The organism is Saccharomonospora halophila 8 (assembly GCF_000383775.1).
GTDB lineage: Bacteria > Actinomycetota > Actinomycetes > Mycobacteriales > Pseudonocardiaceae > Saccharomonospora > Saccharomonospora halophila.
In genome coordinates this window covers 33,978-56,704 of sequence record NZ_KB912488.1, presented here as the reverse complement: position 1 = coordinate 56,704, position 22,727 = coordinate 33,978, and the positions used below count along the sequence as shown (strand labels likewise).

The following is a 22,727-nucleotide window of genomic DNA, read 5'->3' as shown; positions in this document are numbered from 1 at the left end:
CGATTCCCCGACCGTCCGGTGGCGAGCTGCGGTGAACGGGTCGGCGATCGAAGGATCGAAGGCGGACCGGACCCGCGGAGTCGTGTCGGACCGGTCGAGGACGAGACGGTAAGGAACCATGGCGGGACAGAAGATCCGCATCAGGCTCAAGGCCTACGACCACGAGGCGATCGACAGCAGCGCGCGCAAGATCGTCGAGACGGTGACGCGCACCGGTGCCTCGGTGGTCGGACCTGTGCCGCTGCCGACCGAGAAGAACGTTTACTGCGTCATCCGCTCGCCGCACAAGTACAAGGACTCGCGCGAGCACTTCGAGATGCGCACGCACAAGCGTCTGATCGACATCCTCGAACCGACGCCGAAGACGGTGGACGCGCTCATGCGCATCGACCTTCCGGCGAGCGTCGACGTCAACATCCAGTAAGCGTTGGTCGAGCGGCGGAGATAGAGACTGATGTCTGAAAGGCAAGTGAAGGGCATCCTGGGCACCAAGCTCGGCATGACCCAGGTCTTCGACGAGAACAACCGGGTCATCCCGGTGACGGTCGTCAAGGCGGGGCCGAACGTGGTGACCCAGGTGCGCGACAACGACAAGGACGGCTACTCGGCCGTGCAGCTGGCGTTCGGCGCCGTGGACCCGCGGAAGGTGAACAAGCCGAAGTCGGGCCACTTCGAGAAGGCCGGTGTGACCCCTCGGCGGCACCTCGCGGAGCTGCGCACCTCGGACGCGGACACCTACGAGGTCGGCCAGGAGCTCACCGTCGAGATCTTCGACGACGGCACGCTGGTCGACGTGACCGGCACGACCAAGGGCAAGGGGTTCGCCGGCGGCATGAAGCGGCACGGCTTCTCCGGTCAGGGTGCCGCCCACGGTAACCAGGCCACGCACCGCAAGCCGGGTGCGATCGGCGGGGCGGCGACGCCCGGTCGCGTGTTCAAGGGCAAGAAGATGGCGGGCCGGATGGGCCGCAACCGCGTCACGACGCAGGGCCTGCGCGTGCACTCGGTGCGCGCCGACGACGGTCTGCTGCTGATCAAGGGAGCGGTTCCCGGCCCGAAGAACGGCCTGGTGTTCGTCCGCAGCGCCGCGAAGGGTGGTGTGACGCAATGACCGCGACGGTCGAGGTGAAGACTCCGGCGGGCCAGGCCCAGGGCACGGTCGAGCTGCCCGCGGAGATCTTCGACGTGCAGGCCAACATCCCGTTGATGCACCAGGTCGTGGTGGCGCAGCTCGCCGCGGCGCGGCAGGGCACGCACGAGACGAAGACCCGCGGCGACGTCCGCGGCGGTGGCCGCAAGCCGTACCGGCAGAAGGGCACCGGGCGTGCGCGTCAGGGCTCGGTCCGGGCGCCGCAGTTCGTCGGCGGTGGCACGGTGCACGGTCCCACGACGCGGGACTACACCCAGCGGACGCCGAAGAAGATGAAGGCCGCGGCGCTGCGGGGCGCGCTGTCCGACCGTGCGCGGTCCGGGCAGCTGCACGTGGTGACCGAGCTGGTCAGCGGTGAGAAGCCGTCGACGAAGGCGGCGAAGGCCGCACTGGCCGCGGTCACCGACGCGACGCGCGTGCTGGTCGTGGTGGACCGCGACGACGAGCGCAGCGTGCTGTCGGCGCGGAACCTGCCGCACGTCCACCTGATCACGCCGGACCAGCTCAACACCTACGACGTGCTCGTGAACGACGACGTGGTGTTCACCAGGGCCGCGTTCGACGCCTTCCTGGCCGGGCCCGCCCCGCACAAGGGCGCCGGCGCGGAGACGACGGCCGAAGGGAGTGTGCAGGCATGAGCTCCGTGGCGATCCCCGACCCGCGCGACGTGCTGATCGCGCCGGTGATCTCCGAGAAGTCCTACGGGCTGCTCGACGACCACAAGTACACGTTCCTGGTTCGTCCCGACGCCAACAAGACGCAGGTCAAGGTGGCGGTCGAGAAGATCTTCGGCGTGAAGGTCGTCAGTGTGAACACCCAGAACCGGCCGGGCAAGCGCAAGCGCACCCGGTACGGCTTCGGCAAGCGCAAGGACACCAAGCGCGCCATCGTCACGCTGTCGGCCGAGAGCAAGCCGATCGAGATCTTCGGCGGACCAGCCGCGTAAGGGACTGAGACGACATGGGCAGCATCCGCAAGTACAAGCCAACAAGTGGAGGGCGCCGGGGTTCCTCGGTCGCCGACTTCGCTGAGATCACGCGGTCGGAGCCGGAGAAGTCGCTGGTCAAGCCGGTCTCGAAGACCGGAGGCCGGAACGCCCGCGGCAAGATCACGACCCGGCACAAGGGCGGTGGGCACAAGCGGGCCTACCGGATCGTGGACTTCCGGCGCAACGACAAGGACGGCGTCCCGGCGAAGGTCGCGCACATCGAGTACGACCCGAACCGGACCGCCCGGATCGCTCTGCTGCACTACGCCGACGGCGAGAAGCGCTACATCATCGCCCCGGACAAGCTGAAGCAGGGCGACAAGATCGAGAACGGCCCGAAGGCCGACATCAAGCCGGGCAACAACCTGCCGCTGCGCAACATCCCGGTCGGCACGGTGGTACACGCGATCGAGCTGCGGCCCGGAGGCGGCGCGAAGATCGCCCGCTCGGCCGGTGCGCGCGTGCAGCTCGTGGCCAAGGACGGACCGTACGCGCAGCTGCGGATGCCTTCGGGCGAGATCCGCAACGTGGACGTGCGCAACCGGGCCACGGTCGGTGAGGTCGGCAACTCGGAGCACTCGAACATCAGCTGGGGCAAGGCGGGCCGCAGCCGTTGGCGTGGCAAGCGCCCGACGGTGCGCGGTGTCGTGATGAACCCGGTCGACCACCCGCACGGTGGTGGTGAGGGCAGGACGTCCGGTGGCCGGCACCCGGTCAATCCGAACGGTATGCCCGAGGGTCGTACCCGCCGGCGCAAGCCGAGCGACCAGTTGATCGTCCGCCGCAGGCGCACCGGCAAGAAGAAGCGCTGAGTAGGAGGTAGCCACCGATGCCACGCAGCCTGAAGAAGGGCCCGTTCGTGGACGACCACCTGCTCAAGAAGGTGGACGCGCTCAACGACTCGGGCAAGAAGACCGTCATCAAGACCTGGTCCCGCCGGTCGACGATCACCCCGGACATGCTCGGCCACACCATCGCGGTGCACGACGGTCGCAAGCACGTCCCGGTGTTCGTCACCGAGGCGATGGTGGGGCACAAGCTGGGCGAGTTCGCCCCGACGCGGACCTTCAAGGGCCACGTCAAGGATGACCGCAAGTCGCGCCGCCGCTGAGCGCGCACCGAGAAGGGCAAGTAATGATGAACGCGCGTAGTGACGCGGTTGCCGAGGCGCAGGAACTGCCCACGGCTTTCGCGCGGGCTCGCTTCGTCCGGGACTCGCCGACCAAGGTGCGCCGGGTGATCGAGCTGATCAAGGGCCGTAACGCCAACGAGGCCCTGGCCGTGCTCCGGTACGCGCCGCAGACGGCCAGCGACCAGTTGGCCAAGGTGCTCGCCAGCGCCATGGCCAACGCGGAGAACAACCTCGACCTCGACCCGGACACGCTCTGGGTCAAGAACGCCTACGCCGACGAGGGTCCGACGCTCAAGCGCATCCGCCCGCGGGCGCAGGGCCGTGCGTTCCGCATCCGGAAGCGGACCAGCCACATCACGGTGGAGGTCGAGTCGCGTCCCGACAAGGCGAAGTCGAAGAGCAAGAAGAAGGCAGGTGGCCGGTAGTGGGCCAGAAGATCAACCCGCACGGCTTCCGGCTCGGGATCACCACGGACTGGAAGTCCCGCTGGTACGCCGACAAGCAGTACTCGGAGTACGTGGCCGAGGACGTCAAGATCCGCAAGCTCCTGTCCACCGGTATGGAGCGTGCGGGTATCTCCAAGGTGGAGATCGAGCGCACCCGGGAGCGGGTCCGTGTCGACATCCACACCGCCCGTCCGGGCATCGTCATCGGGCGCCGCGGCGCCGAGGCCGACCGGATCCGCGGCGCGCTGGAGAAGCTCACCGGCAAGCAGGTGCAGCTCAACATCCTCGAGGTGAAGAACTCCGAGGCCGACGCGCAGCTCGTGGCCCAGGGCATCGCCGAGCAGCTGTCCAACCGCGTCGCCTTCCGGCGTGCGATGCGCAAGGCGATCCAGACGTCGATGCGCTCGCCGCAGGTCAAGGGCATCCGCGTGCAGTGCAGCGGCCGGCTCGGCGGCGCCGAGATGTCGCGGTCGGAGCACTACCGCGACGGCCGGGTCCCGCTGCACACCCTGCGTGCCGACATCGACTACGGGTTCTTCGAGGCCCGGACGACGTTCGGCCGCATCGGCGTGAAGGTGTGGATCTACAAGGGCGACCTGATGGGTGGCCTCAAGGCCAAGCAGGAGCGGGAGGCCGCCGCGGCCTCCGAGCGTGCGCCGCGCCGTGAGCGCCCGTCGCGGCGTCGGTCCGGATCGTCCGGCACGACGCCGACGTCGACCGAAGCAAGCAGGGCCGCCGCGAACACGCAGACCGACACCGATGTCGCGGCGAGCCAGGCCCCGGAGGTGGCGTCCCCGGACGCCGCAGAGAAGACGGAGGGCTGAGGCGTGCTCATCCCACGCAAGGTCAGGTACCGCAAGCAGCACTCGCCGAGGACTTCCGGTGCGGCCAAGGGCGGCACGAAGGTGCACTTCGGTGACTACGGCATCCAGGCGCTCGAACAGGGTTACGTGACCAACCGGCAGATCGAGTCGGCACGTATCGCGATGACCCGGCACGTCAAGCGCGGCGGCAAGATCTGGATCAACATCTTCCCGGACCGGCCGCTGACCAAGAAGCCCGCCGAGACCCGCATGGGTGGCGGCAAGGGGTCGCCCGAGTACTGGGTGGCCAACGTCAAGCCCGGTCGCGTCATGTTCGAGATGAGCTTCCCGAACGAGGCGGTCGCCCACGAGGCGATGCGTCGCGCGATCCACAAGCTGCCGATGAAGTGCCGGATCGTGAACCGCGAAGGTGGTGAGTTCTGATGGCGAAGGCCGGAGGAGTTGCGGCGTCAGAACTTCGTGAGCTCACTGCTGACGAGCTCGTGCTGCGCCTGAAGGAGTCGAAGGAGGAACTGTTCAACCTCCGCTTCCAGATGGCCACCGGGCAGCTCGACAACAACCGCAGGCTGCGCACGGTGCGCGCGGACATCGCCCGCATCTACACCGTGATGCGGGAGCGGGAGCTCGGCCTGTCCGTCTCCCCCGAGGAGAACGAGAGTGAGGGTGCCGCATGACGGAAGCGGTGCAGAGCAGGGACACCGACCGGAACTACCGGAAGGTGCGTGAAGGCCTGGTCGTGTCCGACAAGATGGACAAGACGATCGTCGTGGAACTCGAGGACCGTAAGAAGCACCCGCTCTACGGCAAGATCATGCGCCGGACCAAGAAGGTCAAGGCGCACGACGAGGGCAACACCGCGGGCGTGGGCGACCGGGTCACGCTGATGGAGACCCGGCCGACGTCGGCGACCAAGCGCTGGCGGCTCGTCGAGATCCGTGAGAAGGCCAAGTAATCAGGGGCCGGGCGGCCCCGTTCGTTCCGCCAGGCTCGGCCCCGCCGAGAACCGGCGCGACATACAGGAGTTGACGTGATCCAGCAGGAGTCGCGACTGCGAGTCGCCGACAACACGGGTGCCAAGGAGATCCTGACCATCCGGGTGCTCGGTGGCTCGGGGCGGCGCTACGCGGGCATCGGCGACATCATCGTCGCCACCGTCAAGGACGCCATCCCGGGCGCCAATGTGAAGCGTGGTGACGTCGTCAAGGCCGTCATCGTCAGGACGGTGAAGGAGAAGCGTCGCCCCGACGGCTCCTACATCCGGTTCGACGAGAACGCCGCGGTGCTCATCAAGAACGACAACGATCCACGCGGAACACGCATCTTCGGGCCGGTCGGCCGCGAGCTGCGCGATCGGAAGTTCATGAAGATCATCTCGCTCGCGCCGGAGGTGCTCTGACAATGAAGGTGAAGAAGGGCGACACGGTCCTCGTCATCGCGGGCAAGGACAAGGGTGCCAAGGGCAAGGTCATTCAGGCCTACCCGGGCCGCCAGCGCGTGCTGGTCGAGGGTGTGAACCGCATCAAGAAGCACACCCGGATCACCCAGACACAGCGCGGTGCCCAGTCCGGCGGCATCGTCACCCAGGAGGCCCCCATCCACGTGTCGAACGTGATGGTCGTCGACTCCGACGGAAAGCCGACCCGGGTGGGACACCGCATCGGCGAGGACGGCAAGAAGGTTCGTATCTCGCGTAGGACGGGCAAGGACATCTGATGACCACCGCAGAGAAAAGCTACCCGACGCCGCGGTTGAAGACCCGGTACCGCGATGAGATCGCCGGTCAGCTGCGTGAGGAGTTCGACCTGGGCAACCCGCACCAGATCCCTGGTGTGGTCAAGGTCGTGCTGAACATGGGTGTCGGCGACGCCGCCCGGGACAGCAAGCTCATCGAGGGTGCGGTCCGCGACCTCGCCGCGATCACCGGCCAGCGTCCCGAGGTGCGCCGGGCCCGGAAGTCCATCTCGCAGTTCAAGTTGCGGGAGGGGCAGCCGATCGGTGCCCGGGTGACGCTGCGGGGCGACCGGATGTGGGAGTTCCTCGACCGGCTGCTGACCATCTCGCTGCCGCGGATCCGGGACTTCCGTGGCCTGTCGAGCAAGCAGTTCGACGGCAAGGGCAACTACACGTTCGGGTTGACCGAGCAGTCGATGTTCCACGAGATCTCGCCGGACTCGATCGACCGCCCCCGCGGCATGGACGTCACGGTCGTCACCACGGCGACCAACGACGACGAGGGCCGCTCGTTGCTCCGCAAGCTCGGCTTCCCGTTCAAGGAGGCGTCATGAGCGACACTCGGTCCGTTGTGCTCATGAAAGCCGACCGGGTGCGGGTGTCCCGCAAGAATCAGGAGAGTTGATCAGATGGCCAAGAAAGCTCTGATCGCCAAGGCTGCCCGCAAGCCCAAGTTCCGGGTGCGCGCCTACACCCGCTGCCAGAAGTGTGGCCGGCCCCGTTCGGTCTACCGCAAGTTCGGCCTGTGCCGGATCTGCCTGCGGGACATGGCGCACGCGGGCCAGCTCCCCGGCGTGAACAAGTCGAGCTGGTGAAGGCTTTTACCGCACCCTGCGCAGACAGGGATCCATCCCACTTCGCCACAGGCCCCGAGCCGGCCCGGTACGCACCGGCCGCCGGTGAGGGGAACCGGGGCGAGAAAGGTTGACAGGTCACCATGACGATGACCGACCCGATCGCAGACTTCCTGACACGTCTGCGGAACGCGAACTCGGCGTACCACGACGTGGTCGAGCTGCCGCACTCGAAGATCAAGGCGAACATCTCGGAGATCCTCAAGCGCGAGGGCTACATCTCGGACTACCGCACCGAGCCGGGAGACAAGCACAAGAACCTGGTCGTCGAGCTGAAGTTCGGCCCCAACCGCGAGCGCAGCATCGCCGGTCTGCGGCGCGTGTCGAAGCCCGGCCTGCGTGTGTACGCGAAATCGACCAACCTGCCCAGCGTTCTGGGGGGCCTCGGCGTGGCGATCATCTCGACCTCGTCCGGCCTGCAGACCGACCGGCAGTGCAAGCGCAACGGCGTGGGCGGGGAAGTCCTCGCCTATGTCTGGTGAGGAAGGGGGACAGGCATGTCACGCATCGGTAAGCTGCCGATCACCGTCCCCTCCGGGGTCGAGGTGACCATCGACGGTCAGCACGTCTCGGTCACCGGGCCGAAGGGCACTCTCGAGCACACCGTCCCGGAGCCGATCACCGTGGAGCGGGACGAGGACGGCACGCTCGCTGTCCGGCGCCCGGACGACGAACGGGAGAACCGCTCGCTGCACGGACTGACCCGGACCCTGGTCAACAACCTGGTCACCGGAGTCAACGACGGCTTCGAGAAGCGGATGGAGATTCACGGAGTCGGCTACCGCGTCCAGGCCAAGGGCGACGACCTCGAATTCGCGCTCGGCTTCAGCCACCCGGTGACGGTGTCCGCGCCCGAGGGGATCACCTTCAAGGTGGAGAGCCCGACCAAGTTCTCGGTGTCCGGCATCGACAAGCAGAAGGTCGGCCAGACGGCGGCGGTCATCCGCAAGCTCCGGCGTCCCGACCCCTACAAGGGCAAGGGCCTGCGGTACGAGGGCGAGCGCATCCGTCGCAAGGTCGGAAAGACGGGTAAGTGATCATGAGCGAAACGGTGACGAAGCGCAAGCCGGTCGGCAAGGACATCTCCACCCGTCGTCGCGCCGGCAAGGCCCGCAGGCACGCACGGCTGCGGAAGAAGATCAGCGGCACGGCGCAGACCCCGCGGATGTCGGTCAAGCGCTCCTCGCGGCACCTCGTCGTCCAGCTGATCGACGACGACGCGGGCCACACGGTGGCCGCGGCGTCGACGTTGGAGGCGGACGTGCGCACCGTCGAGGGCGACAAGAAGGCCAAGGCCACGAGGGTCGGCGAGCTGGTCGCCGCCCGCGCCAAGGACGCGGGCGTCTCGCGAGCGGTGTTCGACCGCGGTGGCAACGCCTACCACGGCCGGATCGCGGCTCTCGCCGACGCCGCCCGCGAGGCGGGGTTGGAGTTCTGACATGAGCACATTTCTCGAGAACGGAAGGAACGCCTGATGCCGGGACGTACGCGGCAATCCGGCGGCCAGGGGGGACCGGGCGGCGACCGCGAGCGCGGTGGCGGCCGGGACCGCAGGGACCGTCGTGACGGTGGCCGTGGCGGGGCGGCCCAGGACAAGACCCCGCACCTCGAGCGCGTCGTATCGATCAACCGGGTGGCGAAGGTCGTCCAGGGTGGTCGGCGCTTCAGCTTCACCGCGCTGGTCGTCGTCGGGGACGGCGACGGGCAGGTCGGTGTCGGCTACGGAAAGGCCAAGGAGGTGCCCTCGGCGATCGCCAAGGGCGTCGAGGAGGCCAAGAAGAACTTCTTCCGCGTGCCCCGGATCGCGGGCAGCATCCCGCACCCCGTGCAGGGTGAGGAGGCCGCGGGTGTGGTTCTGCTCCGTCCGGCGAGCCCCGGTACCGGTGTGATCGCCGGTGGTGCCGTGCGTGCGGTGCTGGAGTGCGCCGGGGTGCACGACGTGTTGTCGAAGTCGCTGGGCAGCGACAACGCGATCAACATCGTGCACGCGACCGTGCGGGCCCTGCGGGATCTGCAGCGTCCGGAGGAGGTGGCGGCCCGTCGTGGACTGCCGCTCGAGGACGTCGCCCCGGCCCGGATGCTGCGCCAGCGCGCGGGGCAGGAGGTCTGACATGACGCAACTGAAGGTCACGCAGACCAGGGGCCTGGTCGGCACGCAGAAGAGCCAGAAGGCCTCGCTGCGCACCCTCGGCCTGCGCAAGATCCACCAGTCGGTGGTGCGGGAGGACACGCCACAGGTGCGTGGTCTGATCAACGCGGTCCGCCACCTGGTGAACGTGGAGGAGGTCAAGTAATGGCCATCAAGATCCACCACCTGAGGCCGGCCCCCGGCGCCAATCGGGACAAGATCCGTGTCGGCCGTGGTGAGAGCTCGAAGGGCAAGACGGCGGGTCGCGGTACGAAGGGCACCAGGGCCCGCAAGAACGTGCCCGCCGGCTTCGAGGGTGGGCAGATGCCCATCCAGCAGCGGCTCCCGAAGCTGCGTGGGTTCAAGAACCGCAACCGCACCGCGTACCAGGGAATCAACGTGGGCGATCTCGTCCGCGCGTTCCCGGACGGCGGCACGGTCGGCAGGGACGAGCTGGTGTCCCGGGGCCTTGTCCACAAGGACGAACTCGTGAAGGTCCTCGGCGACGGCGACGTGAACGGCGTCAAGCTCGACGTCGCCGCCGACGCCTTCTCGAAGTCGGCCCGGGAGAAGATCGAGTCGGTGGGCGGCACGGCGACCCGACTCTGAGCGGTAACCCGCCGCAACCACAGGACAACGGCCCGCCCGGATACCCGGGCGGGCCGTTGTCATGGGCGCACACATCCCGGCCGTCCCTCGCCAGACCACGTTCAGCCCGCGAAACGCGGTGCGGCCGGTTCCTGGGCGGCGCAGGGGCCACGGCCACCCGAGCAGGGGAGAACGATCGTCGGGAACCGGGGAGACCTCTGTGGGTTACTCGCGAGTTGGCCCTCAATCGATCGCGCGGCTCCTCGAAAGGGTCGAGTCCGCCTGAACCGGTTCGGGCTCGGCTCTGGGAGGAGATCGCATGACATCAGCCGGAATCACGCGGAGGCGGCACCGCTGTCGTGCCGCCCTCGCCCTTTCCGCCACCGTCGGCACCGCGGCGATGCTCGCGCTCGCGGCGGTGCCTGCGGCCGCCGCACCCGATGGCGAGCACTGCGTATACAGCGTGACGACGCAGGAGTATCGCTGCTACAACTCGCTCGACGAGGCGACGCAACGGGGCGGCACAAGCGTCTCCGCCCGCACGGCAGGCGAGATCATCGGGGCGACCGTGTTCGAGCACAGCGACTACGGCGGCGCCACGCTCACCGTTACCGTTCCGGAGCCCTGCCCGAAGAACGGCAAGATCGACTTCTGGCTTGACCTCGACGACTACTGGCAGAACCGGATTTCGTCCGTCCAAGCGTGGTCGACGTGCTGGGTCTGGCTGTATCCGGACTCCGGGGATCGGGCCGGTCCGTACAAGGAGAACCACCCGGAAGTGGGCAGCTACATCAACGACCGCACCGTGACCGTAGGGCTGAGCTGAGGAGGGCGAGATGGGACGTGGTAGGCGAGCGCTGGCAGTGCTCATCGGTGCGGTGGCGATGCTCGGAGTACTGCTCATACCCGTTACGGCGAGCGCTGCGGAGAGTCCCACCGTCCGCCAACTGCTGGAACAGTGCGAGCAAGGTCGGACGGACCTCTGCGAATTTCATCCATCCGGGCCCCCGGAGGTGTACCGCGGAACCTACGAGTTGGCCGGCGGTGCGCAGAACTGTTCGGAGGGCATCTCGACCCGTGTGATCCGGTGGGAGTCGTCGCAGACGACGACGAACTCGGTTGGGGTGACGATCAGGGCCGGGGTCACGCTCGGTGAGATCTTCGAAGCCAGCTACGAGATGAGTTTCAATCGAGAGTGGAGTTGGACCACCACGAAGGCGGACGAGATCCGTCACGAGCTGGGGCCGTACCAGGCGGTCGACATCTTCGCCGCCCCGATGCGCCAGAAGGTGCGGGGAACCTACGAGATGCATTTCGGCGACCCCTACTACGGCCACTACTACTGGTACGTCCACGACGTGGTCATCGACGGACCGGCGCCCCACCCCGCTTGGGACGTCCGCGTCGACGGCACGACCCCCGTCTGCTGACCCGTTCCGGCAACCGCGACGTTTCGCCCGCTGAACGTGCCCTCACTCGCCGCGGAGAACCGCGTTCAGCGGGCGAAACGTGCTCGTCGGGCTCCGGCCGAACGGTCCCGTGCCCCACGAAGCGTGCACTGTGTGCGGCAGCGCCCGATGATGCTGTTAGAGTCGGATCGACGCTTGGGGCACCCATGTGCCCCGAGCGTGCCTGGCTTGCCCGCCAGTGACAGAGTGTCCAGCCGGCCAAGGTGGTCGGCCAAGCCGATCGTCGGTCCGCCGACGACGCCGAGGAGGTCCCCCGCGTGCTCAGCGCCTTCCGCTCGGCTCTCGCGACGCCGGACCTGCGCAAGAAGATCCTGTTCACGCTGATGATCGTGGCCGTCTACCGCGTCGGTGCGGTCACGCCAGCTCCCGGGGTTTCGTACCCCAACGTGCAGGCATGTCAGGCGCAGGCAGAGGATCAGAACATCTTCTCGCTGCTGAACCTGTTCAGTGGTGGGGCGCTGCTACAGCTGTCCGTGTTCGCCACGGGCATCATGCCCTACATCACGGCGAGCATCATCGTGCAGCTGTTGACGGTGGTGATCCCCCGGTTCGAGGAGCTGAAGAAGGAAGGCCAGGCCGGACAGGGCAAGCTGACGCAGTACACGCGGTACCTGACGATCGGACTCGCGATCCTGCAGGCCACCGGCGTGGTCGCCTTGGCGGACCGCAATCAGCTGTTCGTCGGCTGTGAGGTACCGGTGCTGCCGGACGACAGCGTCTACTCGTTGGCCCTCACGGTGCTGACGATGACCGCGGGCACCGCCGTGATGATGTGGCTCGGCGAGCTGATCACCGAGCGCGGTGTCGGCAACGGCATGTCCCTGCTCATCTTCCTCAACATCGCCGCGCGGATCCCCGAGGAGGGGGCGAACATCCTGAGCTCGGCGGGCGGGCTCACGTTCTTCTTCGTCTGCGTCCTCGGACTGGCGATCATCGCGAGCGTGGTCTTCGTCGAGCAGGGCCAGCGCCGGATCCCGGTGCAGTACGCCAAGCGGATGGTCGGCCGCCGGATGTACGGCGGAACCTCGACCTACCTGCCGATCAAGGTCAACCAGGCCGGTGTGATCCCGGTGATCTTCGCGTCCTCGTTGCTGTACCTGCCCGATCTGCTCGGGCAGCTCATCGGGGATCCGAACGAGGCGTCCGGATGGCAGCAGTTCATCCAGACGTACCTGACCGATCAGTCGAGCTGGGTACACATCCTGCTGTACTTCTCGATGATCATCTTTTTCACGTACTTCTACATCACGATCACCTTCAACGTGGACGACCGCGCTGAGGAGATGAAGAAGTTCGGCGGCTTCATCCCGGGGATCCGCCCGGGTCGGCCGACCGCCGAGTACCTCGGGTTCGTGCTCAACCGGATCACCCTGCCCGGGTCGATCTACCTGGGTATCGTGGCGATCCTGCCCAACTTCTTCCTGTCCATGACCGGGAGCCAGCAAGGCGGCGGCGCCCAGAACTTCCCGTTCGGCGGAACAGCTGTGCTGATCATGGTCGGTGTCGCCCTGCACACCGTGAAGCAGATCGAGAGCCAGCTGATGCAGCGCAACTATGAAGGGTTCCTCCGATGACGCGTGTGGTCCTCGTTGGTCCTCCAGGGGCCGGAAAAGGTACGCAAGCTGCGGCGCTGTCCGACAGACTCGGCGTTCCGCACATCTCCACCGGTGATCTGTTCCGGTCGCACGTGGGGCAGGAGACCCCGCTCGGCCGGGAAGCGAAGCGCTATCTCGACGCCGGCGAGCTCGTACCGGACACGGTGACGAACGAGATGGTGCGTGAACGCCTGAGCGACCCGGACGCCAAGAGCGGCTTCCTGCTCGACGGCTTCCCGCGGAACACCAAGCAGGCCGAGGTGCTCGGCGAGATGCTCGCCGACAACGACGCCGCGCTCGACGCGGTGATTGAGCTCCAGGTGTCCGAAGACCTGCTGGTCGAGCGGTTGCTGGAGCGCGGACGGTCCGACGACACCGAGGACGTCATCCGCCGTAGGCAGCAGGTGTACCGCTCGGAGACGGCGCCGCTGCTGGAGTACTACTCCGACATCCTGCTGACGGTCGACGGTGTCGGGGACATCGACGAGGTGTCGAACAGGGTGCTCGACGCGCTCGGCAAGCGCTCGTGAGTCTGGTCGGCTCACTGCTGGATATGTTCCGACGCCGAAATACGATCGAGGTCAAGACGCGCGGCGAGCTCGACGCGATGCGACGCGCCGGACTCGTCGTCGCCCGGACCCTCGACCTGGTACGGCGGTCGGCCGTGCCCGGTGCGAGTACCGGTGAGCTGAACGAGCTCGCCGAACAGACGATCCGCGACGCGGATGCGGTGCCGTCGTTCAAGGGCTACCACGGCTTTCCCGCGTCGATCTGCGCATCGGTGAACGAGCAGATCGTCCACGGCATCCCGACCCGGGACCGCGTGCTCAATGACGGTGACCTGCTGTCGGTGGACTGTGGCGCGATCCTCGACGGGTGGCACGGCGATTCGGCGGTGACCATCGAGATCGGCACGGTCCCGGATCGCGATCGCGCACTCTCCGAGGCCACCAGGGCGGCGATGGAGGCAGGAGTGGCCGCCATCGGTTCGGCCGCGCGGCTGACGGACATCTCGCACGCCATCGAAACGGCGGCCCAGCGGAGCGCCGCGGAGCACGGCGTGGAGTACGGGATGATCGCCGAGTACGGCGGACACGGGATCGGCCGCGAGATGCACATGGAGCCGTTCCTTCCGAACCTCGGCCGGCCGGGCCGGGGCCCGAAGCTCACGTCCGGCATGGCGCTCGCCATCGAGCCGATGCTCACAGCCGGGTCCTCGGAAGCCGTCGAGCTGGACGACGGATGGACCGTGGTCACCGCCGACGGCTCCCGCGCCGCACACTGGGAACACACGGTCGCGATCACCGACGACGGCCCGTGGGTCCTCACCGCCCCGGACGACAACAGTTAGCCCGCGAACTGCGATACACGCGGGCGGGCTCCCGTATACCCGCAACCCCCATCGCACCGCCCCCGCCTCGCCGACCGCAGGGCCCCGGGGACCACGTTCCGCTTGCGAAACGCGCTACCGGGAAGCCGGGGGACAGGCAGTTGCGGGTCCGTCGTCCGGTTGACCGCTAAGAGTGGTCGGCCGGGCACTGCCTGATTTGACACGGCCCCGGTGGTCGGGCTTGACATGCGTTGCGTACACTGTCTGATTGGCGTGCTCATCACGTCGGTCCCATCGTGCTCGCTTATCGGGTTCCGGCCGACGTGACGTGTGTGCCACCCAGGCAAGCACTCAACGCTCAACGATCACGAAACGCGGAGTACATGGCGAAGAAGGACGGGGCCATCGAGGTCGAGGGCCGCGTAATCGAGCCGCTTCCCAACGCGATGTTTCGCGTCGAGTTGGAGAACGGCCACAAGGTCCTAGCACACATCAGCGGCAAGATGCGGCAGCACTACATCCGCATCCTGCCGGAAGACAGGGTCGTCGTGGAGCTCTCGCCCTACGACTTGTCCCGCGGACGCATCGTCTACCGCTACAAGTGATTTCGTGAGCGTGGCGGAGGGCGACCTCTGCCAGGGGGCGCGCAGCAACTCAGCACGAGCAGGAGAGCAGGAGACGTGAAGGTCAAGCCGAGCGTCAAGAGGATCTGCGACAAGTGCCAGATCGTCCGTCGTCACGGGCGGATCATGGTGATCTGCGACAACCTGCGGCACAAGCAGCGGCAGGGCTGATCGCGGCACTCGTTCAGGTGTTCTGACGCCGAACACACAGTACCTCCCCGCGCCTGTCGGGTCGGCCGGACACGGCGGCTCGGCTCACCCCCGGGACTTCGGGCCGGGGCCGGGACACCGTTCGTGAGAGCGGACGGGCGACGCGAGTCGGTCCCGGAACGGACGGGGAGAAGACCCGAAGGTATGACAACGAAGGAGCACGAGCGCCAATGGCACGACTCGCCGGCGTCGACCTCCCCCGCGAGAAGCGGCTGGAGATCGCGCTGACCTACATCTACGGGATCGGCCGTACCCGCTCCAGGGAGGTCATCGCCGCGACGGACCTGAACGTGGAGACCCGCGTCCGGGACCTCAGCGACGACGACCTCGTGAAACTGCGGGATCACATCGAAGAGAACTTCAGGGTCGAAGGTGACCTCCGGCGCGAGGTGAACGCCGACATCCGGCGGAAGATCGAGATCGGGTGCTACGAGGGGCTGCGGTGGCGCCGCGGGCTCCCGGTGCGGGGCCAGCGCACCAAGACGAACGCCCGCACCCGCAAGGGCCCGAAGAAGACGGTCGCCGGCAAGAAGAAGGCGGGCAAGAAGTGAGCGTCCGGGTCCGACGGGGTGCCCGTGCCGGCGCGGTCCAGCGTCGGCGTGCGACCTCCCGCATGTCCCCGAGGGCTCTCTACGCCCGTCCGATGGCGCTGCGCCAGCTGTACACGGACGCCGGAACACTCATCCGGCGTGGCCAGCACGAGGCCGCGGTCGCCCATCATCAGAACTCGCGCTAGAGGAGAAACCCGACCATGCCACCCAAGAGTCGTACGACCGGAACCAAGAAGGTCCGGCGCAGGGAAAAGAAGAACGTTGCACACGGGCACGCCCACATCAAGAGCACGTTCAACAACACCATCGTCTCGATCACCGATCCGCAGGGCGCGGTGATCTCCTGGGCGTCCTCCGGCCACGTCGGTTTCAAGGGCTCCCGGAAGTCGACGCCGTTCGCGGCACAGATGGCCGCGGAGAACGCGGCCCGCAAGGCGACCGAGCACGGCATGAAGAAGGTCGACGTGTTCGTGAAGGGGCCCGGTTCGGGACGCGAGACCGCGATCCGTTCGCTGCAGGCCGCCGGACTCGAGGTCGGCACCATCCAGGACGTGACCCCGCAGCCGCACAACGGCTGCCGCCCGCCGAAGCGTCGCCGGGTCTGAGGAACGGGGAGGAGTAAAGAACCATGGCTCGATACACCGGCCCCGCGACCCGTCTCTCGCGTCGCCTCAAGGTCGATCTCGTCGGTGGCGACAAGGCCTTCGAGCGCCGCCCCTACCCGCCGGGTCAGCACGGCCGCGGCCGGGTCAAGGAGAGCGAGTACCTGCTGCAGCTGCAGGAGAAGCAGAAGGCCCGTCACTCGTACGGCATCGTGGAGCGGCAGTTCCGACGGTACTACGAGGAGGCCACCCGGCGTCCCGGCAAGACCGGCGAGAACCTGCTGCAGATCCTGGAGTCCCGGCTGGACAACGTCGTGTACCGCGCGGGCCTCGCGCGGACGCGCCGCCAGGCCCGGCAGCTGGTCAGCCACGGCCACTTCACGGTGAACGGGACGAACGTCAACATCCCCAGCTACCGCGTCACGAAGTTCGACATTGTCGATGTCCGGCCGAAGTCGCTGCAGATGCTGCCGTTCGTCGCGGCCAAGGAGTCGCTGGGTGAGCGTCCCGTGCCCGGCTGGCTGCAGGTCGTGCCGTCGAACCTGCGCATCCTCGTGCACCAGTTGCCCGAGCGCGCACAGATCGACATTCCGGTGCAGGAACAATTGATCGTCGAGTTCTACTCGAGGTGATCCGGCACCGGCCCGGTGCCGGTCCGGATCGGGTGGCGGCGCCCGGAGCGCGTCGCCACCACGCCATCCCTTTCGGCGTCATATGGCGGGCGTCGGCAGGAAAGGAAGAAGGACAGTGCTGATTTCCCAGCGGCCGACTCTCAGCGAGGAGACGGTCAACGAGACGCGCTCACGGTTCACGATCGAACCGCTGGAGCCGGGCTTCGGCTACACCCTCGGCAACTCGTTGCGGCGCACGCTGCTGTCGTCGATCCCGGGTGCCGCGGTCACGAGCATCCGTATCGACGGCGTGCTGCACGAGTTCACCACCGTGCCGGGCGTCAAGGAAGACGTCACCGAGATCATCCTGAATCTCAAGGAACTCGTCGTCTCCTCGGAGGAGGACGAGCCCGTCACGATGTACCTGCGCAAGCAGGGGCCGGGCGAGGTGACCGCGGCGGACATCGTGCCTCCGGCCGGGGTGACGGTGCACAACCCGGATCTGCAGATCGCTTCGCTCAACGACAAGGGCAAGCTCGAGATCGAACTGGTCGTCGAGCGTGGCCGCGGATACGTGCCCGCTCTGCAGAACAAGCAGGCCGGTGCCGAAATCGGTCGTATCCCGATCGACTCGATCTACTCGCCGGTGCTGAAGGTGACCTACAAGGTCGAGGCGACCCGTGTCGAACAGCGGACCGACTTCGACAAGCTGATCCTCGACGTGGAGACCAAGCCGTCCCTCACACCGAGGGACGCGGTCGCGTCGGCGGGCAGGACGCTGGTCGAGCTGTTCGGGCTCGCTCGTGAGCTCAACGTCGACGCCGAGGGCATCGAGATCGGGCCGTCGCCGCAGGAGGCGGACACCATCGCGGCCTACGCGATGCCGATCGAGGACCTCGATCTGACAGTGCGGTCGTACAACTGCCTGAAGCGCGAGGGGATTCACACGGTCGGCGAACTGGTCTCGCGGAGCGAGGCCGACCTGCTCGACATCCGGAACTTCGGCGCCAAGTCGATCGACGAGGTCAAGATGAAGCTCGTCGGTCTGGGCCTCGCGCTGAAGGACAGCCCGCCCGGGTTTGACCCCACTGCCGCTGCGTCCACCTACGAGGAGGAGACGTGGGGCGCGGACACCGCGACCGATTTCCCCGACACCGGCCCCGACGACGGCCAGGACTTCGCGGAGACGGAACAGCTGTAAGTGGTCCTGCGGCTCTAGAAGCTCAAACGAGGAGAACCGATGCCCACCCCCACGAAGGGATCCCGTCTCGGCGGATCGCCTGCGCACGAGCGGTTGATGCTGGCCAACCTGGCCACGTCGTTGTTCGAGCACGGTAAGATCACTACGACCGAGGCGAAGGCCAAGCGGGTGCGCCCGCTCGCCGAGAAGCTGATCACCAAGGCGAAGCGTGGTGATCTGCACAATCGGCGTCAGATCATGCGGACGATCCGGGACAAGGACGTCGTGCACAAGCTGATGGCCGAGATCGGACCGTTCTACAGCGACCGCAACGGTGGCTATGTGCGGATCACCAGGACGCTGCCGCGCAAGGGCGACAACGCGCCCATGGCGGTCATCGAACTGGTCCCGGAGAAGACGGTGACTTCCGAGGCGGAGGCCGCACGGAAGACGAAGTTCGCGAAGGACGAGGCCGCGCAGAACGCGCAGCCCGAGTCCACCACGGAGAAGTCCGCCGGGCGGGACGCGGGGACGTCCGGCCCGGACGACGAGGCCGAGGCCGGCATCTCGGACGAGGCGAACGACGCCGTCGATGAGTCGAGCGACAGCGACAAGAAGGACGAGTCCTGACGGCTCAGAACGAGTTGAACGAGCCCGCCGTTCCCTTCGGGGACGGCGGGCTCGTTCGTCTCCGTCTCGACCTCGGCTACGACGGTACGGATTTCTACGGCTGGGCCCGCCAACCGACACTTCGCACGGTGCAGGGCGTCCTGGAGGACGCCCTGACGAAGCAACCCCCGGGCGCTTCCGTCCAACCCCCGGTGGTCGTGGCCGGCCGCACCGACACCGGCGTCCACGCCACCGGCCAGGTGGTCCACGTGGACGTGACGCGTTTCGCGGGCGGAACGCGAGACCGCCGAAGGTTGGCGGTCGATGCCGATGGTGTCCCCGACGTCGGACAGGCTCGGTATCGGTTGAACCGCGCTCTGCCCGCCGACGTCCGGGTGTTTGACGTCCGGCGTGCCCCTGCGGGCTTCGACGCACGCTTTTCGGCCGCGGAACGTCATTACGAGTACCGGGTGTCGGATGCGGCCTGGGGAGTCAGTCCGCTGCGCCGACGGGATACTTTGACGTGGCCACGGGAGCTTTCCGTGGACGCGATGAACGAGGCGGCAATCCACCTTGTCGGCCTGCACGACTTCGCCGCCTTCTGCAAGCGTAGAGAGGGTGCGACGACGATCCGGGAGTTGCGCCACCTCCGCTGGGAACGCGTCGACGAGCACGAGTTGGTGCTGCACGTGTCTGCGGACGCCTTCTGTCACTCGATGGTGCGCAGTCTCGTCGGTGCGTTGCTGTACGTTGGTGACGGTCGCAGAGGAATCGACTGGCCTGCTGAACTATTGGCCCTGGGGGACCGCAGCAGTGTGGTCGCGCCTGCTCACGGGTTGACGCTGGTCCATGTCGAGTACCCACCGGACGAACAGCTGGCGACCCGGGCGGAGACCACCCGTAATGTGCGCAGTACCGGACCGGTTGATCAGCGGCCGCGGAAGTGAGCCTCACGCACTTCGGCGAGCAACCGCTCGTGGTCCCCGGCGAGTTTCTCCGCGGTGATGATGACGAATCGCCATCCCTCCGCACTCAACCACTTTCGGCGCAGCTTGTCCCGCCGCACCTGACGTTTGGTCCGGTGCCACAAACCGTCGTATTCGACGGCTGTCTTGCTCTCCTCAAGGGCATGATCGAGTCGTGCCACCTCCTTGCCGGCTCGGACTATGCGGTATTGCGGAGTCGGTTTAAATCCGCCACAGACCAGGACGACCCGGAGTTCCGATTCCGGAAGTGACTCTGCCCGGTCGTCAGACATTTCGAACGCTTTTCGCGCGAGCCGGATCCCCCGGTTGCGGCGGCGGTAAAGTATGCGTGCGAGTCTGGACCGGGAAACCATACGGGCGCGGACGAAGGCGTCCAGATCAGGAACGGCGAGCCGGAGTCTGCGCACCCAGCTACGGGTCCGGGGAGAGTGCCGTAGGAGCAGGTCGAGCGCGATGCGACAGGGTCGTGCGATTCGCACTCCGCGCCACGGGCGGGATTCCTTCCTCCCCACTGCTGTTCGTCGGACGTGGAGACCACGGATCGGGCCGAAACGTGCCTCCTCGGGCACGACGAATTCCACCGGATCGTTCGGTTTGGCGAGGTCGACGCCGAGAACGGTCGCTGCCGAGCGCCCGGTCAGAACGGCACGCTTCGGGACGATCAGCGCGGCTCCGCGGCAGCGGAGTTCGTGAGTGACCTCGAGATGGGCCGGTGCGTAAACGTCCTGGAACAGGCGGCGAAACCGCGGGCCCCGAAGTTGAGCTGCGGTGAGGTATCCCGCGGAGCGTGCCGCTGAGCCACGGAAGACGTCGTTGATGTCGATTCGCGTCGCTGAGTCCATGGCTACAGCCTGACTCACAGCGCCGACACACGTCTCTTCCCGATCAGCAGTTGTCCACAGGTTTGTCGAAGAGACGGACTTGTCCACTGCTGCCGGGCGACGCCTTGACAGGCAAGAAACCTGCGGAACCGCCACCGTTCGCCCGCAGAACGTCCCACCCCTCCCGCCCGGAACCACGGCATGTGTCGGTCGAAGGGCGGGCGGGAGTGGGGGACGAGGTCAGTCGCCGCGGCGGACGGGGCCGAGGAGTTGCTGCTCCTTGGGGGTGGTGACCAGGCGAAGCGGGCGCCACAGGTTACGGCCCAGGGCGACGACCTGGTCGTCCTTCAAGGTCGTCAGCTGCCGCATCATCTGCGGCGGGAGCCGCCAGATGCGGCCCGCGAGTTCCGCCTGCCCCGCGGGAAGGCGTTGCATCAGCACCAGGTCCGCCGCATTCGCCAGTGCACCTGCCTGCGGATGGAGGTACGGCAGGACATAGATCGTCGTCTGCCACGGTGAACGTGGAGGAAACAGGTCCTGCGGTGTTGGACCGCCGTCGTGGACGACGAGTAGTGGTGCGTCCTCGGAGGGCCTGGGCAGTTCCACCGGTGAGAGTCGCCGGATCTGGACCAACGGGGATGGCTGTCCGTTCTGTTGCTGTCCCGCAGCCTGGGGCAGGACGTGCCACGCTGCGGGGCGCCCGGTCGCGATGACGACCCAGGCGCCGACCGCCATCGCACGCAGCGCGACCTGCCGGGACAGGTACAGCCCACCCACCAGGACGATGCGCGTGGGTGTTGACCGCAGTGCGGAGACCGTCAGCGGTTCCCCCTGCAGCCCGGACCCGAGCACGATTCCCCCACGGTCACCCGAAGGACTGACAGCGTCGAGCAGTTCGGGATCGACGACGAATTCCGGTGCCACACCTGCGGCCTCGTTCGCGTCGTGGACACGGGCGCTCACGCGGTACCTCCCAGGGGTAACGTCGAGGCGAATCCGGACGCCTGCGATCCACGGAGTGGTGTCAGTGTGACTCCGATCCGTTCGGAGATGCTTGTCAGCCGCTGGTCGCCCGCCTCGAGTTCACGCGGATTCCGCGCGCTGATACGTACGACGCCCCGCAGTCCGACCTTTCCGTCGTCGGACGCGGGCGAGATGGACATGGCGACGGTCGCGGACAACGCGCGGACACTGGTGAGTGCGTCGAGATTGCTGCTGATCCGCCCCTTCGGCCACCCGGTGATGGCGTAACTGGCGTGTCCGATCCCGGCAGCGGTGACGCCGCCCCAGCGTTCGTGCAGTCGGACACTGGTGGTCGACCCGGCGACGTCGGTCAGTTCGGCCGCGGAAATACCGGATCTCAGCAGTTCCTCCGGGTTCAACGGCCTGGTCGGCACTCCTTGTGACTCCAGTGCATTGCGGACGCGCGAGAGGGCACCCATCAGCGCTCTGTGCGCGCCGACGACACCCCCACCGCGTTCACGGACAGCCGTCGGACACCGTTTCGGGTCGAGTCGGACGGAGATCCAGGTGGATCGTCGCGCCGGAGCGGACAACGGTCCGAGGACCTCCAGGTAGGACTCGAGTGCCGGTGACTCCGCAGGCAGGGCCGCACTGCCCGGGTAGCAGTGGGAGGTCATCTGGATCGAATCGAGGATGACTCCACGGTCCTCCAGGCAGGGAGCCAGTGCCGCGAGGGGAAGGCTCGGTGCGGCACCCGCCTGGGTGATCAGTGCCGGTGTCGGTTCGACCAGAAGAACCGCCGTCCATGTCCCGTCCTGCCAAGCGAGCCCGACCTCGTGATGCTCATGGTCCTTCGTCTTCGCCACGACGAGGTCGGGTACCGCGAGTCGCAGCAGACTGACGCGGGCGTCCTCGGGTCCGAGGATCTCGTCGTCGTCCTCCCGGACGGCAACGGGCTCGACGTTGGTCGGATCGGGTGGGGTTATCACGCGATCGTGTGATCGAAGCGCGTACCGGACCGTGAGTCCTGCCCATTGCGTGAACCACTGGCCCTTCCACCGGAGGAAAGCCAGGACAAGCGCCACGGTGGTGACCCCGAGCGCCACGTAGAGCAAGCCGTCGTTGATCGCGAGAAGGACGAGGCCGACCGCGAACCCGAGCTCGAGCACCACGATGTTGGCTACCGGGAACAGGCCGAAGCTCGCCGCCGCCATTCGACGTCGTGCGGGTGGTGCCTCGCGTGCCGGGCCCCCGGGTTCTCCCTGGCCACCGGCAGGCTCCCCGGAACCCCCCGGATCTCCGGGACCACCCGGCCCGCCGGGCCCGCCGGGCCCGC

The 22,727-nt window shown here is 67.3% G+C and carries 38 protein-coding genes; 35 read left to right on the top strand and 3 right to left on the bottom strand.

The window, feature by feature from the left end; genetic code table 11:
- The first annotated feature begins 118 nt into the window (after positions 1 to 118).
- From rpsJ to truA, 35 genes are all read left to right on the top strand, one after another.
- Positions 119 to 424, top strand: coding sequence for a 30S ribosomal protein S10 (gene rpsJ, locus SACHA_RS0102980; RefSeq protein WP_007023259.1), 306 nt, complete (start codon positions 119 to 121; stop codon positions 422 to 424).
- A 30-nt stretch (positions 425 to 454) separates the two neighbouring features.
- Positions 455 to 1,111 (top strand): 50S ribosomal protein L3, encoded by a 657-nt coding sequence (gene rplC, locus SACHA_RS0102975; RefSeq protein ID WP_019807087.1) that lies wholly within the window; start codon positions 455 to 457, stop codon positions 1,109 to 1,111.
- A complete protein-coding gene (gene rplD, locus SACHA_RS0102970; RefSeq protein WP_019807084.1) occupies positions 1,108 to 1,788 on the top strand; it encodes a 50S ribosomal protein L4 in 681 nt (226 codons plus the stop codon). Before rplC ends, rplD begins: the two co-directional genes overlap by 4 nt.
- Positions 1,785 to 2,096 carry a 50S ribosomal protein L23 gene (gene rplW, locus SACHA_RS0102965; RefSeq protein ID WP_007023262.1) on the top strand — a complete coding sequence of 104 codons (312 nt, stop codon included), beginning with the start codon at positions 1,785 to 1,787 and terminating at the stop codon, positions 2,094 to 2,096. The genes rplD and rplW overlap by 4 nt, the downstream gene beginning before the upstream one ends.
- Positions 2,097 to 2,110: 14 nt before the next feature.
- On the top strand, positions 2,111 to 2,950 hold the full coding sequence (rplB, locus tag SACHA_RS0102960) for a 50S ribosomal protein L2 (protein ID WP_019807082.1): 840 nt from the start codon (positions 2,111 to 2,113) through the stop codon (positions 2,948 to 2,950).
- A gap of 17 nt (positions 2,951 to 2,967) precedes the next feature.
- Positions 2,968 to 3,249 (top strand): 30S ribosomal protein S19, encoded by a 282-nt coding sequence (rpsS, locus tag SACHA_RS0102955; RefSeq protein ID WP_007023264.1) that lies wholly within the window; start codon positions 2,968 to 2,970, stop codon positions 3,247 to 3,249.
- 26 nt (positions 3,250 to 3,275) lie between these two features.
- Positions 3,276 to 3,695 (top strand): 50S ribosomal protein L22, encoded by a 420-nt coding sequence (gene rplV / locus SACHA_RS0102950; RefSeq protein WP_007023265.1) that lies wholly within the window; start codon positions 3,276 to 3,278, stop codon positions 3,693 to 3,695.
- Positions 3,695 to 4,540, top strand: coding sequence for a 30S ribosomal protein S3 (rpsC, locus tag SACHA_RS0102945; RefSeq protein ID WP_007023266.1), 846 nt, complete (start codon positions 3,695 to 3,697; stop codon positions 4,538 to 4,540). The genes rplV and rpsC overlap by 1 nt, the downstream gene beginning before the upstream one ends.
- 3 nt (positions 4,541 to 4,543) lie before the next feature.
- The gene (rplP, locus tag SACHA_RS0102940; RefSeq protein ID WP_019807079.1) at positions 4,544 to 4,963 is read left to right on the top strand and encodes a 50S ribosomal protein L16; all 420 of its coding nucleotides are present in this window, start codon (positions 4,544 to 4,546) and stop codon (positions 4,961 to 4,963) included.
- Positions 4,963 to 5,214, top strand: coding sequence for a 50S ribosomal protein L29 (rpmC, locus tag SACHA_RS0102935; protein WP_007023268.1), 252 nt, complete (start codon positions 4,963 to 4,965; stop codon positions 5,212 to 5,214). Before rplP ends, rpmC begins: the two co-directional genes overlap by 1 nt.
- The gene (rpsQ, locus tag SACHA_RS0102930) at positions 5,211 to 5,492 is read left to right on the top strand and encodes a 30S ribosomal protein S17 (protein ID WP_019807077.1); all 282 of its coding nucleotides are present in this window, start codon (positions 5,211 to 5,213) and stop codon (positions 5,490 to 5,492) included. Before rpmC ends, rpsQ begins: the two co-directional genes overlap by 4 nt.
- 75 nt (positions 5,493 to 5,567) lie before the next feature.
- Positions 5,568 to 5,936, top strand: coding sequence for a 50S ribosomal protein L14 (rplN, locus tag SACHA_RS0102925; protein ID WP_007023270.1), 369 nt, complete (start codon positions 5,568 to 5,570; stop codon positions 5,934 to 5,936).
- Positions 5,937 to 5,938: 2 nt separating this feature from the next.
- On the top strand, positions 5,939 to 6,253 hold the full coding sequence (gene rplX / locus SACHA_RS0102920; protein ID WP_007023271.1) for a 50S ribosomal protein L24: 315 nt from the start codon (positions 5,939 to 5,941) through the stop codon (positions 6,251 to 6,253).
- Positions 6,253 to 6,825: a 50S ribosomal protein L5 gene (rplE, locus tag SACHA_RS0102915; protein WP_007023272.1), complete on the top strand. Its 573-nt coding sequence runs from the start codon at positions 6,253 to 6,255 to the stop codon at positions 6,823 to 6,825. The genes rplX and rplE overlap by 1 nt, the downstream gene beginning before the upstream one ends.
- A 75-nt stretch (positions 6,826 to 6,900) precedes the next feature.
- The gene (locus SACHA_RS0102910; protein WP_007023273.1) at positions 6,901 to 7,086 is read left to right on the top strand and encodes a type Z 30S ribosomal protein S14; all 186 of its coding nucleotides are present in this window, start codon (positions 6,901 to 6,903) and stop codon (positions 7,084 to 7,086) included.
- 122 nt (positions 7,087 to 7,208) lie between these two features.
- Positions 7,209 to 7,607, top strand: coding sequence for a 30S ribosomal protein S8 (rpsH, locus tag SACHA_RS0102905; RefSeq protein WP_007023274.1), 399 nt, complete (start codon positions 7,209 to 7,211; stop codon positions 7,605 to 7,607).
- Positions 7,608 to 7,622: 15 nt separating this feature from the next.
- Positions 7,623 to 8,162: a 50S ribosomal protein L6 gene (gene rplF / locus SACHA_RS0102900; protein WP_019807076.1), complete on the top strand. Its 540-nt coding sequence runs from the start codon at positions 7,623 to 7,625 to the stop codon at positions 8,160 to 8,162.
- 2 nt (positions 8,163 to 8,164) lie between these two features.
- Entirely contained in the window at positions 8,165 to 8,563 is a 399-nt protein-coding gene (gene rplR, locus SACHA_RS0102895; protein ID WP_039737801.1) for a 50S ribosomal protein L18, read from the top strand.
- 36 nt (positions 8,564 to 8,599) lie between these two features.
- A complete protein-coding gene (gene rpsE / locus SACHA_RS0102890; RefSeq protein WP_019807074.1) occupies positions 8,600 to 9,235 on the top strand; it encodes a 30S ribosomal protein S5 in 636 nt (211 codons plus the stop codon).
- 1 nt (position 9,236) lies between these two features.
- Positions 9,237 to 9,419, top strand: a complete 183-nt coding sequence (rpmD, locus tag SACHA_RS0102885) for a 50S ribosomal protein L30 (RefSeq protein WP_019807072.1) — start codon at positions 9,237 to 9,239, stop codon at positions 9,417 to 9,419.
- Positions 9,419 to 9,862, top strand: a complete 444-nt coding sequence (rplO, locus tag SACHA_RS0102880; protein WP_019807071.1) for a 50S ribosomal protein L15 — start codon at positions 9,419 to 9,421, stop codon at positions 9,860 to 9,862. The genes rpmD and rplO overlap by 1 nt, the downstream gene beginning before the upstream one ends.
- Positions 9,863 to 10,241: 379 nt before the next feature.
- Positions 10,242 to 10,667, top strand: a complete 426-nt coding sequence (locus SACHA_RS0102875; protein ID WP_019807070.1) for a hypothetical protein — start codon at positions 10,242 to 10,244, stop codon at positions 10,665 to 10,667.
- 298 nt (positions 10,668 to 10,965) lie between these two features.
- Entirely contained in the window at positions 10,966 to 11,271 is a 306-nt protein-coding gene (locus tag SACHA_RS25930; RefSeq protein WP_232211796.1) for a hypothetical protein, read from the top strand.
- Positions 11,272 to 11,567: 296 nt separating this feature from the next.
- Positions 11,568 to 12,884: a preprotein translocase subunit SecY gene (gene secY, locus SACHA_RS0102865; protein WP_019807068.1), complete on the top strand. Its 1,317-nt coding sequence runs from the start codon at positions 11,568 to 11,570 to the stop codon at positions 12,882 to 12,884.
- Positions 12,881 to 13,435 (top strand): adenylate kinase, encoded by a 555-nt coding sequence (locus SACHA_RS0102860; protein ID WP_028662839.1) that lies wholly within the window; start codon positions 12,881 to 12,883, stop codon positions 13,433 to 13,435. The genes secY and SACHA_RS0102860 overlap by 4 nt, the downstream gene beginning before the upstream one ends.
- A 23-nt stretch (positions 13,436 to 13,458) precedes the next feature.
- Positions 13,459 to 14,256, top strand: coding sequence for a type I methionyl aminopeptidase (gene map / locus SACHA_RS0102855; RefSeq protein WP_028662838.1), 798 nt, complete (start codon positions 13,459 to 13,461; stop codon positions 14,254 to 14,256).
- 362 nt (positions 14,257 to 14,618) lie between these two features.
- Positions 14,619 to 14,840: a translation initiation factor IF-1 gene (infA, locus tag SACHA_RS0102850; RefSeq protein ID WP_005443304.1), complete on the top strand. Its 222-nt coding sequence runs from the start codon at positions 14,619 to 14,621 to the stop codon at positions 14,838 to 14,840.
- Positions 14,841 to 14,915: 75 nt separating this feature from the next.
- Positions 14,916 to 15,029, top strand: a complete 114-nt coding sequence (gene rpmJ, locus SACHA_RS0102845; RefSeq protein ID WP_005461389.1) for a 50S ribosomal protein L36 — start codon at positions 14,916 to 14,918, stop codon at positions 15,027 to 15,029.
- Between the two features lie 209 nt (positions 15,030 to 15,238).
- Positions 15,239 to 15,619, top strand: a complete 381-nt coding sequence (gene rpsM, locus SACHA_RS0102840) for a 30S ribosomal protein S13 (RefSeq protein WP_019807061.1) — start codon at positions 15,239 to 15,241, stop codon at positions 15,617 to 15,619.
- Positions 15,616 to 15,804 (top strand): hypothetical protein, encoded by a 189-nt coding sequence (locus tag SACHA_RS25925; protein WP_028662837.1) that lies wholly within the window; start codon positions 15,616 to 15,618, stop codon positions 15,802 to 15,804. Before rpsM ends, SACHA_RS25925 begins: the two co-directional genes overlap by 4 nt.
- A 15-nt stretch (positions 15,805 to 15,819) precedes the next feature.
- On the top strand, positions 15,820 to 16,224 hold the full coding sequence (gene rpsK / locus SACHA_RS0102830) for a 30S ribosomal protein S11 (protein WP_019807059.1): 405 nt from the start codon (positions 15,820 to 15,822) through the stop codon (positions 16,222 to 16,224).
- Between the two features lie 23 nt (positions 16,225 to 16,247).
- Complete coding sequence (gene rpsD / locus SACHA_RS0102825; protein ID WP_019807057.1) at positions 16,248 to 16,853, top strand: 30S ribosomal protein S4; 606 nt, start codon at positions 16,248 to 16,250, stop codon at positions 16,851 to 16,853.
- A gap of 115 nt (positions 16,854 to 16,968) precedes the next feature.
- Complete coding sequence (locus tag SACHA_RS0102820; RefSeq protein ID WP_019807055.1) at positions 16,969 to 18,033, top strand: DNA-directed RNA polymerase subunit alpha; 1,065 nt, start codon at positions 16,969 to 16,971, stop codon at positions 18,031 to 18,033.
- Positions 18,034 to 18,072: 39 nt separating this feature from the next.
- Positions 18,073 to 18,642, top strand: a complete 570-nt coding sequence (rplQ, locus tag SACHA_RS0102815; protein ID WP_028662836.1) for a 50S ribosomal protein L17 — start codon at positions 18,073 to 18,075, stop codon at positions 18,640 to 18,642.
- A gap of 14 nt (positions 18,643 to 18,656) precedes the next feature.
- The gene (gene truA / locus SACHA_RS0102810; RefSeq protein WP_019807051.1) at positions 18,657 to 19,568 is read left to right on the top strand and encodes a tRNA pseudouridine(38-40) synthase TruA; all 912 of its coding nucleotides are present in this window, start codon (positions 18,657 to 18,659) and stop codon (positions 19,566 to 19,568) included.
- On the opposite strand, the gene SACHA_RS20000 is transcribed toward truA, so the two are convergent.
- From SACHA_RS20000 to eccE, 3 genes are all read right to left on the bottom strand, one after another.
- Entirely contained in the window at positions 19,550 to 20,449 is a 900-nt protein-coding gene (locus tag SACHA_RS20000) for a DUF559 domain-containing protein (RefSeq protein ID WP_039737797.1), read from the bottom strand. The genes truA and SACHA_RS20000 overlap by 19 nt on opposite strands.
- Positions 20,450 to 20,668: 219 nt before the next feature.
- Positions 20,669 to 21,391: a hypothetical protein gene (locus SACHA_RS0102795; RefSeq protein ID WP_019807047.1), complete on the bottom strand. Its 723-nt coding sequence runs from the start codon at positions 21,389 to 21,391 to the stop codon at positions 20,669 to 20,671.
- Positions 21,388 to 22,605, bottom strand: coding sequence for a type VII secretion protein EccE (gene eccE, locus SACHA_RS0102790; protein WP_019807045.1), 1,218 nt, complete (start codon positions 22,603 to 22,605; stop codon positions 21,388 to 21,390). The genes SACHA_RS0102795 and eccE overlap by 4 nt, the downstream gene beginning before the upstream one ends.
- Positions 22,606 to 22,727: the final 122 nt, after the last annotated feature.

Excerpts from the sequence above, each read along its gene's own strand:
- SACHA_RS0102910 (WP_007023273.1), top strand. The coding sequence starts at position 6,901 with ATGGCCAAGAAAGCTCTGATCGCCAAGGCTGCCCGCAAGCCCAAGTTC.
- rpsS (WP_007023264.1), top strand. The coding sequence starts at position 2,968 with ATGCCACGCAGCCTGAAGAAGGGCCCGTTCGTGGACGACCACCTGCTC.
- SACHA_RS0102875 (WP_019807070.1), top strand. The coding sequence starts at position 10,242 with ATGCTCGCGCTCGCGGCGGTGCCTGCGGCCGCCGCACCCGATGGCGAG.
- infA (WP_005443304.1), top strand. The coding sequence starts at position 14,619 with ATGGCGAAGAAGGACGGGGCCATCGAGGTCGAGGGCCGCGTAATCGAG.
- rpsM (WP_019807061.1), top strand. The coding sequence starts at position 15,239 with ATGGCACGACTCGCCGGCGTCGACCTCCCCCGCGAGAAGCGGCTGGAG.
- rplR (WP_039737801.1), top strand. The coding sequence starts at position 8,165 with ATGAGCGAAACGGTGACGAAGCGCAAGCCGGTCGGCAAGGACATCTCC.
- eccE (WP_019807045.1), bottom strand. The coding sequence starts at position 22,605 with ATGGCGGCGGCGAGCTTCGGCCTGTTCCCGGTAGCCAACATCGTGGTG.
- rplC (WP_019807087.1), top strand. The coding sequence starts at position 455 with ATGTCTGAAAGGCAAGTGAAGGGCATCCTGGGCACCAAGCTCGGCATG.
- rplE (WP_007023272.1), top strand. The coding sequence starts at position 6,253 with ATGACCACCGCAGAGAAAAGCTACCCGACGCCGCGGTTGAAGACCCGG.
- rpmC (WP_007023268.1), top strand. The coding sequence starts at position 4,963 with ATGGCGAAGGCCGGAGGAGTTGCGGCGTCAGAACTTCGTGAGCTCACT.
- rplO (WP_019807071.1), top strand. The coding sequence starts at position 9,419 with ATGGCCATCAAGATCCACCACCTGAGGCCGGCCCCCGGCGCCAATCGG.
- rpsJ (WP_007023259.1), top strand. The coding sequence starts at position 119 with ATGGCGGGACAGAAGATCCGCATCAGGCTCAAGGCCTACGACCACGAG.
- rplB (WP_019807082.1), top strand. The coding sequence starts at position 2,111 with ATGGGCAGCATCCGCAAGTACAAGCCAACAAGTGGAGGGCGCCGGGGT.
- rplV (WP_007023265.1), top strand. The coding sequence starts at position 3,276 with ATGAACGCGCGTAGTGACGCGGTTGCCGAGGCGCAGGAACTGCCCACG.
- rpsD (WP_019807057.1), top strand. The coding sequence starts at position 16,248 with ATGGCTCGATACACCGGCCCCGCGACCCGTCTCTCGCGTCGCCTCAAG.
- rplF (WP_019807076.1), top strand. The coding sequence starts at position 7,623 with ATGTCACGCATCGGTAAGCTGCCGATCACCGTCCCCTCCGGGGTCGAG.
- rplQ (WP_028662836.1), top strand. The coding sequence starts at position 18,073 with ATGCCCACCCCCACGAAGGGATCCCGTCTCGGCGGATCGCCTGCGCAC.
- rplX (WP_007023271.1), top strand. The coding sequence starts at position 5,939 with ATGAAGGTGAAGAAGGGCGACACGGTCCTCGTCATCGCGGGCAAGGAC.
- rplD (WP_019807084.1), top strand. The coding sequence starts at position 1,108 with ATGACCGCGACGGTCGAGGTGAAGACTCCGGCGGGCCAGGCCCAGGGC.
- SACHA_RS0102860 (WP_028662839.1), top strand. The coding sequence starts at position 12,881 with ATGACGCGTGTGGTCCTCGTTGGTCCTCCAGGGGCCGGAAAAGGTACG.
- rpsK (WP_019807059.1), top strand. The coding sequence starts at position 15,820 with ATGCCACCCAAGAGTCGTACGACCGGAACCAAGAAGGTCCGGCGCAGG.
- SACHA_RS20000 (WP_039737797.1), bottom strand. The coding sequence starts at position 20,449 with ATGGACTCAGCGACGCGAATCGACATCAACGACGTCTTCCGTGGCTCA.
- map (WP_028662838.1), top strand. The coding sequence starts at position 13,459 with ATGTTCCGACGCCGAAATACGATCGAGGTCAAGACGCGCGGCGAGCTC.
- rpsE (WP_019807074.1), top strand. The coding sequence starts at position 8,600 with ATGCCGGGACGTACGCGGCAATCCGGCGGCCAGGGGGGACCGGGCGGC.
- rpmD (WP_019807072.1), top strand. The coding sequence starts at position 9,237 with ATGACGCAACTGAAGGTCACGCAGACCAGGGGCCTGGTCGGCACGCAG.
- rplW (WP_007023262.1), top strand. The coding sequence starts at position 1,785 with ATGAGCTCCGTGGCGATCCCCGACCCGCGCGACGTGCTGATCGCGCCG.
- rpsH (WP_007023274.1), top strand. The coding sequence starts at position 7,209 with ATGACGATGACCGACCCGATCGCAGACTTCCTGACACGTCTGCGGAAC.
- rpsQ (WP_019807077.1), top strand. The coding sequence starts at position 5,211 with ATGACGGAAGCGGTGCAGAGCAGGGACACCGACCGGAACTACCGGAAG.